The sequence below is a fragment of the Polynucleobacter yangtzensis genome (assembly GCF_001595965.1).
GTDB lineage: Bacteria > Pseudomonadota > Gammaproteobacteria > Burkholderiales > Burkholderiaceae > Polynucleobacter > Polynucleobacter yangtzensis.
Genome location: NZ_LOJI01000001.1, coordinates 465,548 through 482,822, shown reverse-complemented (window position 1 = coordinate 482,822; position 17,275 = coordinate 465,548). Strand labels below are relative to the sequence as shown.

At 46.2% G+C, this 17,275-nt stretch carries 18 protein-coding genes and 1 pseudogene; 10 read left to right on the top strand and 9 right to left on the bottom strand.

Annotated features, from left to right (window positions below; all coding sequences use genetic code 11):
• Nucleotides 1–14: 14 nt before the first annotated feature.
• Nucleotides 15–1,757: a proline--tRNA ligase gene (locus JaK3_RS02555; protein ID WP_068320359.1), complete on the bottom strand. Its 1,743-nt coding sequence runs from the start codon at nucleotides 1,755–1,757 to the stop codon at nucleotides 15–17.
• 48 nt (nucleotides 1,758–1,805) lie between these two features.
• Between JaK3_RS02555 and JaK3_RS02550 the strand changes: the two genes are divergently transcribed.
• Nucleotides 1,806–2,405, top strand: coding sequence for an RNA pyrophosphohydrolase (locus tag JaK3_RS02550; RefSeq protein ID WP_068320357.1), 600 nt, complete (start codon nucleotides 1,806–1,808; stop codon nucleotides 2,403–2,405).
• Nucleotides 2,402–2,968 carry a CNP1-like family protein gene (locus JaK3_RS02545; RefSeq protein ID WP_068320355.1) on the top strand — a complete coding sequence of 189 codons (567 nt, stop codon included), beginning with the start codon at nucleotides 2,402–2,404 and terminating at the stop codon, nucleotides 2,966–2,968. The genes JaK3_RS02550 and JaK3_RS02545 overlap by 4 nt, the downstream gene beginning before the upstream one ends.
• A gap of 21 nt (nucleotides 2,969–2,989) precedes the next feature.
• Here JaK3_RS02545 and proB read toward each other — a convergent pair.
• From proB to rplU, 4 genes and pseudogenes are all read right to left on the bottom strand, one after another.
• A pseudogene (proB, locus tag JaK3_RS02540) lies at nucleotides 2,990–3,760 on the bottom strand (glutamate 5-kinase); the annotation flags it as partial.
• 21 nt (nucleotides 3,761–3,781) lie between these two features.
• The gene (gene cgtA / locus JaK3_RS02535; protein ID WP_068320351.1) at nucleotides 3,782–4,870 is read right to left on the bottom strand and encodes an Obg family GTPase CgtA; all 1,089 of its coding nucleotides are present in this window, start codon (nucleotides 4,868–4,870) and stop codon (nucleotides 3,782–3,784) included.
• Between the two features lie 87 nt (nucleotides 4,871–4,957).
• Nucleotides 4,958–5,218: a 50S ribosomal protein L27 gene (rpmA, locus tag JaK3_RS02530; protein WP_011902041.1), complete on the bottom strand. Its 261-nt coding sequence runs from the start codon at nucleotides 5,216–5,218 to the stop codon at nucleotides 4,958–4,960.
• A gap of 18 nt (nucleotides 5,219–5,236) precedes the next feature.
• Nucleotides 5,237–5,548, bottom strand: a complete 312-nt coding sequence (gene rplU / locus JaK3_RS02525) for a 50S ribosomal protein L21 (RefSeq protein ID WP_011902040.1) — start codon at nucleotides 5,546–5,548, stop codon at nucleotides 5,237–5,239.
• Nucleotides 5,549–5,623: 75 nt separating this feature from the next.
• Here rplU and JaK3_RS02520 point away from each other — a divergent pair, with 75 nt between their 5' ends.
• Nucleotides 5,624–6,628, top strand: coding sequence for a polyprenyl synthetase family protein (locus tag JaK3_RS02520; protein ID WP_068320349.1), 1,005 nt, complete (start codon nucleotides 5,624–5,626; stop codon nucleotides 6,626–6,628).
• Here the strand turns inward: JaK3_RS02520 and JaK3_RS02515 are convergent.
• On the bottom strand, nucleotides 6,625–7,560 hold the full coding sequence (locus JaK3_RS02515; RefSeq protein ID WP_068320347.1) for a glycine reductase: 936 nt from the start codon (nucleotides 7,558–7,560) through the stop codon (nucleotides 6,625–6,627). The genes JaK3_RS02520 and JaK3_RS02515 overlap by 4 nt on opposite strands.
• Nucleotides 7,561–7,616: 56 nt before the next feature.
• Here JaK3_RS02515 and JaK3_RS02510 point away from each other — a divergent pair, with 56 nt between their 5' ends.
• Nucleotides 7,617–8,384 carry a fumarylacetoacetate hydrolase family protein gene (locus JaK3_RS02510; RefSeq protein WP_068320345.1) on the top strand — a complete coding sequence of 256 codons (768 nt, stop codon included), beginning with the start codon at nucleotides 7,617–7,619 and terminating at the stop codon, nucleotides 8,382–8,384.
• A gap of 74 nt (nucleotides 8,385–8,458) precedes the next feature.
• Here the strand turns inward: JaK3_RS02510 and JaK3_RS02505 are convergent, their stop codons facing one another.
• Together JaK3_RS02505 and JaK3_RS02500 are read right to left on the bottom strand one after the other, a co-directional pair.
• Nucleotides 8,459–9,478 (bottom strand): 2-dehydropantoate 2-reductase, encoded by a 1,020-nt coding sequence (locus JaK3_RS02505; protein WP_068320343.1) that lies wholly within the window; start codon nucleotides 9,476–9,478, stop codon nucleotides 8,459–8,461.
• 100 nt (nucleotides 9,479–9,578) lie between these two features.
• Nucleotides 9,579–10,994, bottom strand: coding sequence for a high affinity choline transporter 1 (locus JaK3_RS02500; protein ID WP_068320700.1), 1,416 nt, complete (start codon nucleotides 10,992–10,994; stop codon nucleotides 9,579–9,581).
• Between the two features lie 118 nt (nucleotides 10,995–11,112).
• Here JaK3_RS02500 and JaK3_RS02495 point away from each other — a divergent pair, with 118 nt between their 5' ends.
• On the top strand, nucleotides 11,113–12,087 hold the full coding sequence (locus tag JaK3_RS02495) for a squalene/phytoene synthase family protein (RefSeq protein WP_068320341.1): 975 nt from the start codon (nucleotides 11,113–11,115) through the stop codon (nucleotides 12,085–12,087).
• A 4-nt stretch (nucleotides 12,088–12,091) separates the two neighbouring features.
• On the opposite strand, the gene JaK3_RS02490 is transcribed toward JaK3_RS02495, so the two are convergent.
• Nucleotides 12,092–12,604, bottom strand: a complete 513-nt coding sequence (locus tag JaK3_RS02490) for a methylated-DNA--[protein]-cysteine S-methyltransferase (RefSeq protein ID WP_068320339.1) — start codon at nucleotides 12,602–12,604, stop codon at nucleotides 12,092–12,094.
• A 117-nt stretch (nucleotides 12,605–12,721) separates the two neighbouring features.
• Here JaK3_RS02490 and JaK3_RS02485 point away from each other — a divergent pair, with 117 nt between their 5' ends.
• From JaK3_RS02485 to coaE, 5 genes are read left to right on the top strand one after another with little or no spacing between them, the layout of a single operon-like run.
• Nucleotides 12,722–14,011 (top strand): HlyC/CorC family transporter, encoded by a 1,290-nt coding sequence (locus JaK3_RS02485; protein ID WP_068320337.1) that lies wholly within the window; start codon nucleotides 12,722–12,724, stop codon nucleotides 14,009–14,011.
• Complete coding sequence (locus tag JaK3_RS02480; RefSeq protein ID WP_068320335.1) at nucleotides 14,008–15,087, top strand: GspE/PulE family protein; 1,080 nt, start codon at nucleotides 14,008–14,010, stop codon at nucleotides 15,085–15,087. The genes JaK3_RS02485 and JaK3_RS02480 overlap by 4 nt, the downstream gene beginning before the upstream one ends.
• The gene (locus tag JaK3_RS02475) at nucleotides 15,078–16,124 is read left to right on the top strand and encodes a type II secretion system F family protein (RefSeq protein ID WP_068320332.1); all 1,047 of its coding nucleotides are present in this window, start codon (nucleotides 15,078–15,080) and stop codon (nucleotides 16,122–16,124) included. Before JaK3_RS02480 ends, JaK3_RS02475 begins: the two co-directional genes overlap by 10 nt.
• A complete protein-coding gene (locus JaK3_RS02470) occupies nucleotides 16,124–16,624 on the top strand; it encodes a prepilin peptidase (protein WP_068320330.1) in 501 nt (166 codons plus the stop codon). The genes JaK3_RS02475 and JaK3_RS02470 overlap by 1 nt, the downstream gene beginning before the upstream one ends.
• Nucleotides 16,579–17,265 carry a dephospho-CoA kinase gene (gene coaE, locus JaK3_RS02465; protein WP_082786348.1) on the top strand — a complete coding sequence of 229 codons (687 nt, stop codon included), beginning with the start codon at nucleotides 16,579–16,581 and terminating at the stop codon, nucleotides 17,263–17,265. The genes JaK3_RS02470 and coaE overlap by 46 nt, the downstream gene beginning before the upstream one ends.
• Nucleotides 17,266–17,275 lie beyond the last annotated feature (10 nt).

The window sequence follows — 17,275 nt, the reverse complement described above, 5'->3', positions numbered from 1 at the left end:
ATTTAAGAGATGGCTTAAGCGATCGATTGCTTAGCAGCTTGAACTGCAGCAATGACTTTCGCCTTAATTGCGGCTAGCGGGATGTTTTGGGATTCAGCATCATTCCGGCCTTTGAATTCCACTTGAGAATCCGCCAAACCACGATCACCAATGACTACACGGAACGGCGCTCCGATTAACTCCCAGTCAGCAAACATCGCACCTGGACGTTCATTGCGGTCATCCAAAATGACATCAATGCCTGCGGCCAATAAGTCATCATGCAATTGATCGCACGCGGCTTTCACTGCTTCTGACTTTTCGTAACCCATTGGGCAGATCACCACTTCAAATGGAGCCATCGAGATTGGCCAAATAATGCCCTTCTCATCATGCCCTTGCTCAATTGCAGCACCAAGCAAACGCGTAACACCGATGCCGTAACAACCCATCACCATCGGCTGAGCTTTACCCTGTTGATCCAAGTAAGTGCAACCCATCGCCTCTGAATAACGCGTGCCCAATTGGAATACGTGGCCCACTTCAATGCCGCGGCAAATATCAACAACACCTTTGCCATCTGGAGAAGGATCACCAATGACAGCATTACGAATATCCAAAACTAAAGGCTCAGGTAAATCACGACCCCAGTTCACACCGGTTAAGTGATGGCCAGCATCATTCGCACCACAAACAAAATCTGCCATATTGGCAACAGTGCGATCAGCAACAACGGTCACATCAGCACTCACACCAACAGGGCCCAAATAGCCCGCAGGTGCATTACAAGCTTGCTTAATTTCTACTTCTGTAGCAAAACGAGATTCGGCCATGCCAGGAATCTTGCTGGCCTTTACTTCATTGAGCTCATGGTCACCGCGCACCAACAACATAAAGAGTTTGGTTGGACCATTCTCTTGATCTGCTGCAAACAACAAGGACTTCACAGTGGATTCAAGCGGAACATTTAAGAACTTGGCTACATCAGCGCAATTGGTTTTATCAGGCGTTGGAACTTTGCTCATTGCCGCTGAAGCAGCAGCACGACTGGCTATCAAAGCCAATGATTCCGCTGCTTCCAAATTAGCCGCATAATCAGAATTAGGGCAATACACGATCGCATCTTCACCCGTATCGGCAATCACGTGGAACTCTTGACTGCCAGAGCCGCCAATGGCGCCATTGTCAGCAGTTACCGCACGGAACTGGAGACCCATACGCTTGAAGATGCGGGTGTATGCATCAAACATGATTTGATAAGACTTCTTGAGGCCCTCAACATCACGATCGAATGAGTAAGCATCTTTCATGCTGAACTCTCGACCACGCATGATGCCAAAACGAGGGCGACGCTCATCACGGAACTTAGTTTGGATTTGATAAAAGTTGACCGGCAATTGTTTGTAACTCTTAATCTCATTGCGAGCCAAATCCGTAATCACTTCTTCAGAAGTTGGCTGAATTAAGAAATCACGATCATGACGATCTTTGATGCGGAGCAACTCTGGACCCATCTTTTCCCAGCGACCAGTCTCTTGCCATAATTCAGCGGGTTGAATCATCGGCATCAGCAATTCAATAGCGCCAGCACGGTTCATTTCTTCGCGAATGATGTTTTCCACCTTACGAATCACCTTTAAACCTAGCGGTAAATAGTTATAGACGCCTGCGCTGAGCTTGCGAATTAATCCTGCGCGCACCATGAGTTTGTGCGAAACCACCTCAGCGTCGGAGGGGGCTTCTTTTAGCGTGGCGAGAAATGATTGTGAGGCTTTCATGTATGGATATAATCAAATCGTTGATTTTAAAGGATTTGAGGCACGATCATGCTTGACCGTGAAGGGTATCGCCCGAATGTCGGCATTGTCCTCCTCAACAGCCGTAACGAGGTTTTCTGGGGAAAACGCGTTGGGCAGCATTCGTGGCAATTCCCACAGGGTGGGATTCAGCATGGTGAAAGCCCTGAACAGGCTATGTACCGCGAATTGCATGAGGAGGTTGGCTTACTGCCGGAGCATGTCCAAATTATTGGACGCACCAGGGATTGGCTTCGCTACGATGTCCCTGAGGAGTACCTGCGCCGCCAAAACTCCACCCGCGTCCACCGTGCCGCCTATCGCGGACAAAAACAAATCTGGTTTCTCTTGCGTCTAGTAGGTTTAGACAGCGATATTCAACTGCGCGCCTCAGAGCATCCTGAGTTTGATGCTTGGCGCTGGGTTCCATTTTGGATTCAATTAGATGCCGTTATTGGTTTCAAACGCGAAGTGTATCAACTTGCATTATCCGAATTGGCGCGCTACCTATCACGCGGAATGCGTATGCAACAGCTTGCCTGGGGATCTCCTCTCGATTTAATTCAGTCCTTTTACGGTGAACGCAATGACCACCCTAAAGATGAAAACCCAAAAGACCAATCCAAATGAAGATTCTCATCAAACGCACCTTACCTTATTTCTGCAGCGCTATTTTTGGCCTCGCCTTGTCCGCATGCGCTGGAGATCCCCTGATTAGCGGCGTAGATCCTTTTGCGCCAATGGTATTTAAAGAGGGCACAACTACAATGCCACTGAATCCACCCAACCAAGCGACCTTAGTGCCTTTTTATGTGTCACAGGAAACTATTTTTAAATTTGCGGTCGACACCAGCTCCATACTGATTGGTGCCGATGGGGTGACTCGCTATATTGTTGTCATCACCAACCCAAGTGGGGAGCAGCAAGCCCAATATGAGGGAATTAGATGCGACTCGTTTCAATGGCGCCTTTATGGAAGCCTTGAAAATGGGAAGTGGAAAGAAAATCCTTTGGGAGAGTGGAAAGTCATGAAACAACGCACTGCAAATCGATATCAAGCAGCTTTAGCTCAAGGGGCTTTTTGTAATATCAACGCCCAAGAAAAAGATATCAAAAATATCGTTCAATCTCTCAATCCAAAATCATTCACTGGCGGTACAAAGCCCAGCAATTCATTTGGCGTGATCTATTAAAAATTACTGAGAAAGCAGCGCTAAACGGGTACCAATCTTCTCGCCAGCCATTAGACGGGTCAGGACATTGGGTTCGCGTCCAGAAGCAATTACAGTTGCTGCACCAGTCTTCACAGCAATCTTGGCAGCCAATACCTTCGTGAGCATTCCACCCTTGCTTAGTTCGCTTGCTGCACCACCAGCCATTTTTTCTAAGGTAGGATCGCCAGCAATAGCATCTGCTAACAATATGGCATTAGGATTTTGACGTGGGTCTGCAGTAAACAAACCACCTTGATCGGTCAAAATAACCAAGAGATCTGCATGAATTAAATTGGTTACTAATGCAGCAAGACTGTCATTGTCACCAAACTTAATTTCATCGGTAACTACGGTGTCATTCTCATTAATAATTGGAACGACACCCAGCTTCAATAGCGTGTCCAGAGTAGCTCTAGCATTGGCATTTCGTTCCGCATCAGCTAAATCTGCATTCGTCAGCAAAATCTGAGCGCTACGCAAATTGAAGCGCGCAAAACAACTCTCATAAACCTGCACCAAACCCATCTGACCAACTGCAGCGGCTGCCTGTAGCTGATGAATTTCTTGTGGACGCTTGGTCCATCCCAAGCGTTGCATACCCTCAGCAATTGCACCTGAACTCACCATCAATACTTCATGACCAGCCTTTAATAGGCCTGCCATTTGCTCTGCCCACATAGCAATCGCAGCATGATCTAAACCTTCACCATTATTGGTGACAAGACTAGAGCCTACTTTGACAACAATCCGTTGAGTTTTTTTAGCATTCATAGCAAAGAGCAAATGGAATATTTAATCTGGTTTTTTATCTTCTAGCTGGTCTTTATAGCGAGGATCTTGAGCACGCTCATCAGCATCATCACGATCACGGCGTACAGAGTCTAAATAATCTTGCAAAGAGTAGCAAAGCTTGTCGCAGCCCATGCCGGTCAGAGCGGAAATCTCAAATACAGGACCTTTCCACTTAAACTTTTTCACAAAGTCAGCAACAACCTTTTTGCGATCCTCTTCAGGAATCATGTCGACTTTGTTAAGCACTAACCAACGTGGTTTTTCAACCAAGGCTTCGTCATACTTACGCAACTCATTCACAATCGCCACAGCATCATCTACCGGATCAACATTCGCATCAAAAGGAGCGATATCGACCAAGTGAAGCAGCACACCCGTGCGTTGCAAGTGACGCAAGAAGCGATGGCCCAAACCAGCGCCTTCAGCCGCACCCTCAATCAAACCAGGAATATCGGCAATCACAAAACTTCGCTCAGCACCCACACGCACCACACCCAAATTTGGATGGAGGGTTGTAAATGGATAATCCGCAATCTTTGGACGCGCATTCGAAACGGCAGTAATCAATGTTGATTTACCCGCATTAGGCATGCCCAACAAACCAACGTCAGCCAATACCTTAAGCTCTAATTTCAATTTACGACGCTCACCAGGTTTGCCGTTTGTCTTTTGGCGCGGCGCTCTATTTGTACTGCTCTTAAAGTGAATATTGCCCCAACCACCAACACCGCCCTGCGCTAAGCAAAGGCGCTCACCATGCGTAGTTAAGTCGGCAATAGGTTCGCCAGTTTCATAATCAGAAATAATCGTGCCAACGGGCATGCGCAGCTCAATGTCATCACCAGCACGACCATAACAATCAGCTCCGCGGCCAGGCTCACCATTTTTTGCAGTGTGCGTTTTTGCGTAGCGGTAATCGATCAAAGTATTGATATTGCGATCTGCCGTTGCCCAGACGCTACCGCCTTTGCCACCGTCACCGCCATCAGGACCGCCAAATTCAATGAACTTTTCACGGCGCATAGAGGCACTTCCGGCACCACCTTGCCCGGCAATTACTTCAATACGTGCTTCGTCTATAAATTTCATGAATAAAAAAGGCCTCGCTTAGCGAGGCCTGTTCCTAAGAGTTAAATTCGGAATAAATCTGAATCAAACGAGTCTCAGTCAGGCGCCTTATGAACGAGGCAGGACTGAAACTTGGGCCTTCTTCAAAGCACCCTTAACGCCGAATTCCACTTGTCCGTCAATTAAGGCAAACAAAGTGTGATCTTTACCAATACCAACGTTTGCACCTGGATGAACACGTGTACCACGTTGACGAATGATGATGCTGCCAGCATTAATATGCTCGCCGCCAAATACCTTAACGCCTAAGCGTTTCGATTCTGAGTCGCGACCATTTCGTGTTGAGCCGCCGCCTTTTTTCTGTGCCATATCTTTCTCCTACCTGAATTAGGCTTTAATCGTGTTGATCAAAATTTCAGTGAAATTCTGACGATGGCCTTGGTGCTTTTGATAATGCTTGCGACGGCGCATCTTAAAGATTGTCACTTTATCGTGACGTCCCTGGGAGACGACAGTGGCCATCACAGCTGCACCATTAACCAATGGATCACCTAATTTCAGTGAAGCGCCTTCGCCAACGGCGAGGACTTGGTCAAGAGTGATTTCGCTGCCGATTTCCGCTGGTATCTGTTCTATTTTCAATTTTTCGCCTGCAGCAACTTTATACTGTTTGCCACCGGTTTTTATGACCGCGTACATGGTTTGAAACCTCAATTAATATCTACATTTAAGCTAATCCACCCTGGACCAGCTAAGCCCATTATTATATCTTGCATGCCTAGCACTGTCAAAACCAATGACTTAAGCCAAATCCTGGCCCCAATTGCCTTAGATTTCAAGGCCTTAGATGATGTTATCCGTCAGCGTTTGGCCTCAAAAGTGGCCTTAATTGACCAAATTTCGACCTATATCATCCAGGCGGGCGGCAAACGGGTAAGGCCCGCCCTTTTGATGTTGGTGGCCAAATCCCTGGCTAACGGCAAAGAAACCCCCCATATTCTGGAGATGTCCGCTGTAGTTGAGTTCATTCATACAGCCACCCTCCTTCATGATGACGTAGTCGACGAATCCACCCTCAGAAGAGGTCGCGAGACTGCGAATGCTGCTTTTGGAAATGCTGCCAGCGTTTTAGTCGGCGATTTCCTATATTCCCGAGCTTTCCAAATGATGGTGGGTCCAAACGACTTAAGGGTGATGCAAATTCTGTCGGATGCAACCAATACGATTGCTGAGGGCGAAGTTTTGCAACTGCTAAACATGAATGATCCGGAAGTTGATGAAGCTAGCTACCTACAAGTCATTCGCTATAAAACAGCTAAATTATTTGAAGCTTCTACCGAGTTAGGCGCTATTCTTGCCAACGCTACTGATGCACAACGCGAACAAGCTGCTGCATTTGGCCGTCACATCGGCACAGCTTTTCAGCTCATGGATGATCTTCTCGATTACACGGCCAATGCTGCACAAATGGGAAAAAATGCTGGTGATGATTTGCGTGAAGGCAAACCAACCTTGCCACTCATTTACTTATTAGAAAACGGCACTAACGAAGAACGACTTTTAGTGCGTGCAGCAATTGAGCAAAACCAAGATTTACCGGATGATGTTTTTGCACAAATCCTGGCTGCCGTACAAAACTCTGGTGCACTGGATTACACCCAAGCAGCGGCTAAACGTGAAGCAGACCTAGCCCTGTCTTATCTCAAAGACTTCCCTGCAAACCCCGCTTCTCAGGCGCTAGAAGCACTCTGCGCATATTCACTTACAAGACAAACCTAAGTTCCTAGGGTCTTCACTCTCAGCTCGCGTGCTGTAATTCGTGCCCGCTCAGCCTCTTCACGCAAGCGTGTAATTTCCTGTAAAGACAATCTATCTAGATTGGAGTAATCCATTTTCCAAGTAGGATCATCAGACCATCTCAATGGTGACTGAACAGTTGTGCGCGGTGCAGGAGCAGACTCCAAAAGCCGCAAAGCCAATTGAAAATTGAGATCCTGCGAAGCAACGTCATTCGGCTTTGCTGCAGCATTACCCAAAGGAAAATCACTAAACAACAATCGCGGTACGCCGCAATACTCAACAATATCCTTTGCAGCGCCCATCACCACAGTTGAAATTCCCGCAGCCTCCAAATACCGCGCCAATAAACTTTGGCTCTGATGACAGATCGGGCAATTCGGAATCAATACTGCTACATCTACGCCATCCGCTTGAAGCATTTCTAAAATAAGTGGCGCATCTATTTCCAATGTATGGCGCTGACTGCGATTAGTAGGCAAGCCATAAAAATTAGGTGAAAGCGCACCCACCTCCCCCGTTGCGTATGCCCTTTTAGCAGCCTCTAGCGGAAACCAGCAATTGCTATCTTCCATATTGGCATTCTTGCGATCAATGCCGACATGAGCAATCCGTAAATCAACTTCCCCTTCGGTGGATTGCTGGTACGGCTGATAAAACTTAGCTGTTGAGTTGTAAGGGGCGCCCTGACCCTGCGGACCCTTATCCGAGTCATATGGGACAGCCGTAGTAATGAGCCCCAGCACTGATTGAGTCAGCGGCTTTTTGAGGGGGCTAAATGGAACATCAATGTAGTGAGCCCAAACATAAGGATTTTCATAACCCAAACCCAAGTAGTAACTTCGGGTGCGCTCTATGTAGCGAACCGGCTGATCCTGTTCTGGTGCAAATTCAAGCTCAGAAGTCTTAGACATCAATTCATCCCTGTAAGATATTGCATATCAAATATTTAACTTCATAGGAACTTATTATGGCTCAGTGGCTTAGATTTCAGCATCAAGGAAAAAGTGGTTTAGGGCAGGTGCAGGGCGACCAAATCGCCGTGTACGAAGGTGATTTATTCAACGGACCCAAGGCCACCGGTGAAACCATCAAGTTATCTGATGTCACTATCGACATCCCATGCACCCCTTCAAAAATGGTTGCTATGGTGGATAACTTTCATGCCTTAGTCACCAAACTTGAACATGCGGTGCCAGCCGAGCCTTTGTACTTTCTCAAAGGGAATAACTCATTCTTGGCCGCAAACCAAGTGATTCGCACGCCCAAATCCTACACAGGAAAAGTGGTTTATGAGGGTGAGCTTGGTATTGTGATTGGTAAGCGCTGCCATGAAGCGGATGAGGCAGAAGCTGCAAAAGCAATTTTTGGCTACACCTGTATTAATGATGTAACAGCTATTGAAATTCTGAATCGCGATCCTGGTTATGCGCAGTGGACACGTGCAAAGAGCTTTAATACCTTTGGTGTATTTGGCCCTTACATCACTACTGATGTAGACCCAAGCAAGCTAAGCATCAAGACGATCCTCAATGATCAAGAGCGTCAAAACTATCCAATTGCAGATATGATTTTCCCACCTGCAAAATTGGTCAGTCTGATCTCACAAGATGTGCCGCTCGAAGTGGGCGACATCATTGCTTGTGGTACTTCCGTAGGCGTCGGCTCAATGAAGCCTGGTAGCAATGTCAGCATCATCATTGATGGCGTAGGACAACTCGATAATCGCTTCGAGTAATTAAGGACTTGGAAAAGCAAAAACCCTTGCTATGTTGAGTAGCAAGGGTTTTTTATTTGAAGTAACTTTACTTTTTAGTAGCCTGATACTGAAGGCAACGCCAAGCTACCTTTGGTAGCTTGAACGTTTTCATCCAGATACTTTGTCAAAGCAAAAACAGTATTCAAGCAAGGGGTTGGAGTTTGTGTGATCTTGCCAAGCTCAATCACTGAACCTAACAAAGCATCGATCTCCAAGCTACGACCAGCCTCTAAGTCTTGCAACATAGAAGTTTTGTGTTTACCAACTTTTTCAGCGCCCGCAATACGACGCTCGATATCAACACGGAAAGTAACACCCAACTTCTCAGCAATAGTCTGAGCTTCGGCCATCATGTTACGGGCCAACTCTTTGGTCAATGGGTATTGGCAGATGCCTTCCAAGGTGCCGTGAGTTAAAGAGCTGATTGGGTTAAAAGTCATATTGCCCCAAAGCTTGAGCCAGATCTCTGAACGAATATCGTCCAAGATGGGTGACTTAAATCCAGCCGCACCCATCATCTCGGACATCTTCTGAATGCGCTCTGTAGTCTTGCCATCCAGCTCGCCCAACGGGAAGCGGTTACCTTCCACGTGACGAATCACGCCAGGCGCTTGAGTAAAGGTTGCTGGATACACTACGCAACCAATAATGTTGTTTGGATTAATCGCATTCTTAGCAACGCCGCCAGCGTCTACCGTTTCAACGGAGTGATCTTGATAGTCGCCACCAAGCTTCTGGAAATACCACCAAGGAATTCCGTTTTGCATTGGAATCAAAATGGTTTCTGGACCCATGATCGCAGCCAAGTCATCAATGATCGGCTCCACTTGATGCGCCTTCACTGCCAGAATGACTACATCTGGAGTTTCAGCATCACGAATTTTTTCCACAGCCTTTACTTGGGCAACCAAAGGCTCTGGTTGGTCATCCATAATCAGAGCAAGACCACGCTCTTTAATCGCCGCTAAAGTTGCGCCACGAGCAACAACAGTGACATCGTTGCCTGCTCGCGCCAACATGACAGCCAGGTAACCGCCAATAGCGCCACCCCCACCGATCACACAGATTTTCATAGGAACTCCATAAGAACTAAAAATTTTGAATTGGGTTTATTTTAATTGGATTTTTGCACTGCAGCAATTAAGGTTGCCTAATTTTTAAGCAACCTTTGACTTAAATAGCCTTTAATTGATCTCTAGGCACTAGGCTACCTAAAAGCATGCCTGCAATACTCGCCACCAACCCAGCTAATTGAGGGGGCATGATGGCATCAGGCGCTAAGGTTTCGCAGCTGATCCAGACCGTAAGGCCTCCAACCACCGCCAACAAGCCACCCAAAGAATTGGCCCTTGACCAATACACACCAAACGCCAGGGGAACAAAAGCAGCTACCAAAGTCACCTTATAGGCGTTCTCGACCATTTTGAAGATCGAAAGATTTGAGTTGATGGCGAAGAATGTCACTACCACCGCGAAACAGAGCACGGTAATTCTCATGACCTTCAGTAAATCCTGGTCTGACAAATGCTTAAAAAAGCCTCGCACAATGTTTTCAGCAAACGTGACTGATGGCGCCAATAAGGTGGCACTCGCGCAGCTCTTAATCGCCGATAAAAGCGCTCCAAAGAACATTACCTGCGCAATTAATGGCGCATGATTCAGAATCAGTTTCGGCAAGATCATTTGTGGATCGGTATTTAAATATTGCTTCACCAAATCCGGACTAATTAAGGTTGCTGAGTAAGCTAAGTACATCGGCACAAAAGCAAAAATGAAATACAACACGCCACCCAGCAAAGCAGCTTGAACAGCAATATTGACATTCTTAGATGAGGTAATCCGCTGGAAGACGTCTTGTTGTGGAATAGAGCCCAACATCATCGTGCACAAAGCGGCGACAAAACCCAAGATGGACGCCAAATTCATATCCGGCCAGAAGTTACTGAATTGACCAGCTGCGGCCGCATGTTCAATGACTACGCCAATGCCACCAGTCTGAGAAGTCATTTCACCGCCGATATAGAGCATGCCAATCACGATGATGATCATTTGAATAAAGTCCGTAATGGCAACTGACCACATACCTCCAAACAAGGTGTAAATCAACACACTGCCAGCACCGATCAACATACCACCCGTCTGAGAAATACTGCCCTCAGACACGACATTAAATACGAGACCCAAAGCTTTAATTTGTGCGGCTACCCAACCTAAGTAGGAAACCACGATACAGAGAGTTACTAAAACCTCTACAGTGCGCCCATACTTTTCGCGAAAGAAATCACCAATCGTGAGCATGCGACGGTTATAGAGATGTCGCGCAAAAAAGAGGCCGACCAAAATTAAACAAAGAGATGAACCGAATGGATCAGAAACTACACCCCCCAAACCTTCTTTCAGAAAAGTGGCGGGAATTCCTAGAACAGTTTCAGATCCAAACCAGGTAGCAAATACCGTTGCAGTAACGATCGGCAAAGGAAGGCTATGACCAGCCGCAGCAAAGTCAGCAGTATTTTTGACTCGCAGGGCAGCCCACAAACCAATTCCCACTGAGACTACCCAGTAAATAATGACGAACCAAATTAGCACGCCTAAATGCTCCTTCTGAAATGTGATGAAATTATATGGCCATGTCACTTTTAGCAGTTAGCAAAAAGCGCCCATTTGGAGTGCTCCACGAAAGACGCTGGTCTGACATAATTCAAGAGTGAGAGCGCCTAAGCAAACCCCAACACCCAACCCCTCTGCTGATCTGGCCTACCAAAAAGCCATCCTAAGCTCTGTATCGCGTACTTTTGCCCTCACCATACCGCTCCTGCCACCAAGTATCGAGAAAGTGGTTGGCAACACCTATTTGCTTTGCCGCATTATTGACACCATTGAAGATGCAGCAGAATTAAGCGCCCAGACGAAGCAGTCACTCTCGGCGCTTTTTTTAGATGCCGTTCTTGAAAAGAAGCCAGTTGAAAGTTTTGTTGAACCCTGTCTTGAGGCATTAAAAAATTACAGTAATCCAGATGAAATTGATTTGATTGCGAATACGCCAACAGTTTTACGAATACTGCACACTTGCTCCAGCAATGACCAACAGGCCGTCAGTCGCTGCGTTTCCATCATGTCAGAGGGGATGTCCTTCTTTCATGGCAAACAGAATCAAGCTGGCCTTCAAGACCTCGCAGAGTTTGAAAAGTATTGCTATGTAGTTGCTGGCGTAGTTGGTGAGCTACTTACCACCATATTCAGCAATCATTCCCGGGCTTTTGAAAGAGCACTCGTAGGGCATGAGAATCTAGCTATCGCATTTGGTCAAGCGCTACAAATGACCAATATTCTTAAAGACTCACCGGAGGATAAGGCGCGCGGAGTTTCATGGAAGCCAATGAATGTAAGTCAGGCAGAGCTTTTAAAGATTGCCTATCAAAAACTACAAGACTCTCTGCAATATATCCTACTGATTCCCAAGGAAGAGCAAGGTATGAGGCGCTTTTGCTTTTTGGCTTTTGGCTTAGCAGTTATGACGCTTTCAAAAATTGCTCAGCGCAAAGAATTTGATAGCAAGGATGAAGTAAAGCTTTCCAAAAGCGCTGTTATGAAGTTTTATGGCTTTACCAAGATTGCCGTTAAAAGTGATGTCCTAATGAAGGCTTTTTTCTACCTGAATAGCAGATATTTAATTAAATAAAAACTTACAAAGCACCCTCGTGCTTTAAAAGCCAGAGCTTAATTTGGCGATACAAACCTGGGGAATTCTCTTTCATAAACCCCCCAATTCCTTGAGCAGAAACTACTCTATGGCAAGGTGCAATTAAGGGGTAAGGATTTGCACCACATGCAGTGCCCACTGCCCGAGGACCACTCTTAATTTTCTTTGCTACCTCACCATAAGTTTTTGTTGTGCCGGCCGGTATATCTTGAATGCTGGCCCATACCTTTTTCTGATGTTCAGTACCTACAGGTTTTGTAGGCAAATCAAATTGCCAGGTAGGGTCCTTAAAGTACGCCTTACACTGGCGTGCCACCTCTTTTGCTAGTGCATTTTTTGGTGCTATCAAAACCTCTTCTGCTGGTAAGTAGTCAATTTTTGACAACATTAAACTTCCCTCCACCAGTTCAGTCAAAATTCCCAGGCGGCCAAAAGGTGCTGCAATCACACAGTAACTTGGACTATTGGCGGTGAATGGCGTTAGAGAGGCTGTCATAGGGATTCATTCTCACATAATTAAACAGGTTAGCTGACCACTCTTTACACTGTGGCTATAGCTTGCTATATGCCACTTTGCTATATTGACTCATCCTTACTTTTTTGGGCAGACCGCATGGACACTTTTTTTGACGATTGGCCGTTTTACGGTCAAGTTGCTCTAGTCCTATTTTTACTCGCACTCTCTGGCTTCTTCTCGATGGCAGAGACCAGCATGCTGTCCTCCAATCGTCATCGTCTCCGTGCAATGGCCAATAGCGGTAATGCAGGAGCAGCACTGGCTGAAAGACTCCTGAAACGTATTGATTCACTGCTATCCGTTCTGCTGATCTCTAACAATCTCATTAATACCGTTTTACCTATCCTAGTAACAGGAATTGCCCTACATATTTTTGGTGACAGTGGCCTCGTGCTCTCGATCGCAACCTTAGTGGTTGCATTGCTGATTATTATTTTTAGTGAAATCACCCCCAAAGTTATTGGGGCAGCATTTCCGGAAAAAATTGCATCCAATGTTGGCTGGGTTATTTTGCCGCTGACATTTTTACTGAAGCCTTTGCTCTGGTTTATTAATAGCTTTGTGTCAGGCCTGATGAAAGTCTCCGGCCTGCAATCATCCTCTGATAGCAGAGCCATGAGCAAGGAAGAGTTACGCAGTCTAGTGTTGGAATCAAATCGCTTTGTTTCCAACCATCATCGCAATATTTTGCTCAACTTGTTTAACCTAGAAAACATCACGGTTGATGATGTGATGACACCTAGATCCAAGATTGAAGTTTTAGACCTATCAAGACCCATTGATGAAGTGGTTCAACAACTAGAAACCTGCTATCACAACAAATTACCAGTATGTGACCAAGACTCTGAGCGAATTGTCGGCATCCTCTCGGTCAAAAAAGCCTTGTCATTATTGGGTGATACAGACCTAAAACATGAGGATTTTAGAGTCCTACTAAATGAGCCCTACTTTATTCCGAGCGGCACACCAGTCTTGCAGCAAATGCAGTTTTTCCAAGACAACCAACAGCGCTTAAGCTTGGTTGTAAATGAGTATGGCGAAGTGCTGGGCCTAGTTACCTTTGAGGATATTGTTGAGGAGTTGATTGGTGAGTTCACAACTTCCTTCTCCAATCTTTCAACTGACCCCCATTGGCTTGCTGATGGAACCTATCTAGCAAGCGGTAGCGCCTCACTGAGAGACCTTAATCGCCTACTGAATCTCAACCTTCCTTTGGATGGACCGCGCACATTAAATGGCCTCATTCTTGAAAAGCTAGAAGCCATTCCAGATCACGATGTCAGCATTCGTATTGCAGGCATAGTCATGGAAATTATTCAATTTGATGAACATGGCGTAAAAACAGTAAAGCTCTATCGCCCATTCCAAGCCCAAGAGCAAGATTGAGCGTTGCTCAAGATGACTCACTAATCATTCGCACTTGGTATGAAATTGCCGCTCATGCCCTAGATGCTAGAGCGAGTGATATTCATATTGAGGCTGGAGCCCAAGCAACCCTCATTCGATTTCGAGTAGATGGTTTGTTAAGAGTTCACTCGCACTACCCCATTGAATTACATGAACGTCTGATTGCACGCGTCAAAGTTCTAGCTCGCTTAGATCTTGCAGAGAAACGACTTCCACAAGATGGGCGTCTTTGTATTGGGCACAATTTCTCCAAGCCCGATAGAGATTGTCGCGTCTCAATTCTGCCAACTCTTCATGGAGAAAAAGGCGTCATTCGAATACTGCCAAGCTGCACTGAAGATCTTGATCTTAAGGAAATTGGACTTCTTCCAGATCAATTACAGATATTCCAAGAAGGACTTAGCCAACCGAATGGGCTCATTATTGTGACCGGACCAACGGGCAGCGGTAAGGCTCGTACTCTGTATAGCTGCCTAAGGCATCTCAACCAATCTCATCGCAATCTTTGCTCCATAGAGGATCCGATTGAAATTCGTCTGGCAGGAGTCAATCAAGTTGCCTATCATCCACGGGCAGGGCTAGACTTTCCAACCATCATCCGCGCTCTACTGCGGCAAGATCCTGATGTCATCATGATTGGTGAAATACGCGATGCTGCCACAGCGAACTTAGCGATTCAGGCAGCACAAACAGGACATCTCATTCTGAGTACCCTGCATACTCGCAATGCATGCGGGGCTGTACCAAGACTTCGGCATCTGGGGATTGATCGAGAATCTCTCGAGTCCTGCCTATTGATTGTCAGTTCACAGCGCTTAGTCAGGATGACTTGCCATCAATGTCTTAATTGGGGTCTGAATGAACGAGATCAATGCACAAGCTGCAGAGGTAGCGGTTACTTTGGTCGCATAGGGGTTCATGAAGTACTTAGTCAATCCGAACTCTTTGATCCATCCCATTCATTCATCTCTATGCGAGCAGCTGGATTAGCTCATGTACAAGTCGGATTAATTACTCAAGCGGACCTAGAATCAGAAGTAGGTGCATGGCACTGAGCAAGCACGATCAATTGCATTTTGCCGACCAACTCCTAACACTTCTCGAGTCCGGCTTGCCACTTCTTAATGTAATTGCACTCATTTACTCCACCGCACCCAAATCCTGGCTTCCCTGGATTGGTGGCATCTATGCGCAACTTAAAAAGGGAGAGAGCTTTTCTCAATGCCTGCGCAGCCAACAAAATCTATTTTCTATGGAGTTCATTAACTTGATTCGGGTTAGCGAACGTACAGGGGACTTTAATCTAGCACTTAAAACAATCTGCGCACAACTTGAGGCTCAAATAGAATTGCGACGAAAAATTCAACAGGCGATGAGCTATCCCATGATCACCCTAACAAGCTCCTGCCTACTGGTAATTGTGATGATGATTTGGGTTGTGCCAGTCTTTAAGGATGTATTTGCTCATTTTCAAGCAGAGCTGCCAGCCCCAACGAAGACATTGATTGAGTTATCTGCCTGGTTTGAGGCCTTTTATATTGAGATGGTGATAACTCTAGTCAGCCTAGTCAGTCTCTTTAGTTTTGCATGGATCAAGCTTCCTAAACTACAAAAGCAATGCGATCGACTCAGCTTCTGCATACCCCTAATTGGACAGCTCCTCAGATTAGCTACCCTGACTTATTGGTGTCGCACATTAGGCCATCTGCTGAAATCTGGATTGCCACTGCCTGATGCCCTCAGAGTGACTGCCCAATCATCAAACCATTGGCTTAGTCATGATTTCAGCGCTGAAATATTTAAGCACTTGACCCGCGGCTGGTCGCTTGGGGATGCAATAGTAAAGGCTGATCCTCGACATTCACTATTTGACCTGGAGACACTGCAACTCTTAAGAATTGCCTCAGAAAGTGGCGCGCTCGCTGATATGCTACAGAGGCGCGCAACTGTATTGAGCAACCAATTAAGCAATCGCCTAAATACTCTCAGCCATAGTTTGGAGCCTTTATTGATAATTGTTGTTGGACTCATCATTGGAAGCCTAGTCATCATCTTGTATCTCCCCATCTTTAACCTAGGACAAATTGTTTAATGGCCAATCTTGTTTTTTCAGAGTGGATCCAAATATTCCTAATATTGGTCTTGCTGTATTTGGCATACTTTGATTTGCGCACCTTCAGGCTACCCGACATCATCACCCTGCCGCTCATCTTCGCGGGTCTTTTATTCAATAGCCTTTCAAACCAAGGTTTTGCCTCTTTTCAAGATTCAATCATTGGCGCCATTCTTGGCTATACAGGTCTTTGGTTATTAAATGCACTCTATCGTGCACTCAAGAAACAGAATGGCATAGGCATGGGAGATGCAAAACTCTTGGCAGCCTTAGGGGGCTGGCTTGGCTGGCAGCCATTGCCCGGCATTCTTCTCACGGCATCCTTGACCGGACTGATTGGTGGGATTATTTGGCTGGTGTGGAATAAGCAAAATCATCGGGCGGCTTTTCCATTTGGCCCCTTTCTTGCCATTGCTGGCATCATTGAGTTGTTATGGCCTCAGACTATACAAACACTCCTGCTGAGCAAGCTAGCCTAGGTGCGTTAAAAGGGCGATTGCCCCTTGTTGGCCTAACAGGCGGCATTGGCTCGGGCAAAACGGCAGTTAGTGATGAGTTGGCTAAGTTAGGAGCGGGCATAGTAGACACCGATCTGATTGCCCACCAGATTACCGCCCCAGGTGGTGCGGCCATTCCTTTAATTCAAAAGCAGTTTGGTGCAGAATTTATTGACCCTAGCGGAGCGCTAGATAGAAGCAAAATGCGCAGCCTAGTTTTTGCAGACCCTCAGGCTAGGAAATCCCTAGAGGAGATTACCCACCCTTTAATTCGGCATGAAACGAATAAACAAGCTCAGAAATTGATTGGGGGAAAGGCTCCTTATCTTGTTTTTGTGGTCCCGTTGTTAATTGAGTCAGGCAACTGGAGGCCCCTGCTGGATTACTTGGTAGTGGTGGACTGCCCGGAAGAGACACAAATTGAACGAGTGATGCACCGCAGCAAATTACCCCGTAATGAGGTTGAGGCAATCCTTAAAGCCCAAACAAGCAGAGCAGAGCGACTTGCTTTGGCCGATCTGGTGATTGAAAACCAGGGGACCCTTAATCAACTCAAAGCAGAAGTCTTGAGCTTGCACCAAAAAATCTTACAGATTCAGAAAGATCGCTCAAGTTCGTCATAGAATATGGGCT

Bases quoted from the DNA above. Each gene is read 5' to 3' on its own strand.
- JaK3_RS02475 (WP_068320332.1), top strand. From the start codon at position 15,078: ATGGCACTGAGCAAGCACGATCAATTGCATTTTGCCGACCAACTCCTA.
- JaK3_RS02545 (WP_068320355.1), top strand. From the start codon at position 2,402: ATGAAGATTCTCATCAAACGCACCTTACCTTATTTCTGCAGCGCTATT.
- JaK3_RS02520 (WP_068320349.1), top strand. From the start codon at position 5,624: ATGCCTAGCACTGTCAAAACCAATGACTTAAGCCAAATCCTGGCCCCA.
- JaK3_RS02510 (WP_068320345.1), top strand. From the start codon at position 7,617: ATGGCTCAGTGGCTTAGATTTCAGCATCAAGGAAAAAGTGGTTTAGGG.
- cgtA (WP_068320351.1), bottom strand. From the start codon at position 4,870: ATGAAATTTATAGACGAAGCACGTATTGAAGTAATTGCCGGGCAAGGT.
- JaK3_RS02485 (WP_068320337.1), top strand. From the start codon at position 12,722: ATGGACACTTTTTTTGACGATTGGCCGTTTTACGGTCAAGTTGCTCTA.
- JaK3_RS02470 (WP_068320330.1), top strand. From the start codon at position 16,124: ATGGCCAATCTTGTTTTTTCAGAGTGGATCCAAATATTCCTAATATTG.
- rplU (WP_011902040.1), bottom strand. From the start codon at position 5,548: ATGTACGCGGTCATAAAAACCGGTGGCAAACAGTATAAAGTTGCTGCA.
- JaK3_RS02550 (WP_068320357.1), top strand. From the start codon at position 1,806: ATGCTTGACCGTGAAGGGTATCGCCCGAATGTCGGCATTGTCCTCCTC.
- JaK3_RS02555 (WP_068320359.1), bottom strand. From the start codon at position 1,757: ATGAAAGCCTCACAATCATTTCTCGCCACGCTAAAAGAAGCCCCCTCC.
- coaE (WP_082786348.1), top strand. From the start codon at position 16,579: ATGGCCTCAGACTATACAAACACTCCTGCTGAGCAAGCTAGCCTAGGT.
- JaK3_RS02490 (WP_068320339.1), bottom strand. From the start codon at position 12,604: ATGACAGCCTCTCTAACGCCATTCACCGCCAATAGTCCAAGTTACTGT.
- JaK3_RS02515 (WP_068320347.1), bottom strand. From the start codon at position 7,560: ATGTCTAAGACTTCTGAGCTTGAATTTGCACCAGAACAGGATCAGCCG.
- rpmA (WP_011902041.1), bottom strand. From the start codon at position 5,218: ATGGCACAGAAAAAAGGCGGCGGCTCAACACGAAATGGTCGCGACTCA.
- JaK3_RS02505 (WP_068320343.1), bottom strand. From the start codon at position 9,478: ATGAAAATCTGTGTGATCGGTGGGGGTGGCGCTATTGGCGGTTACCTG.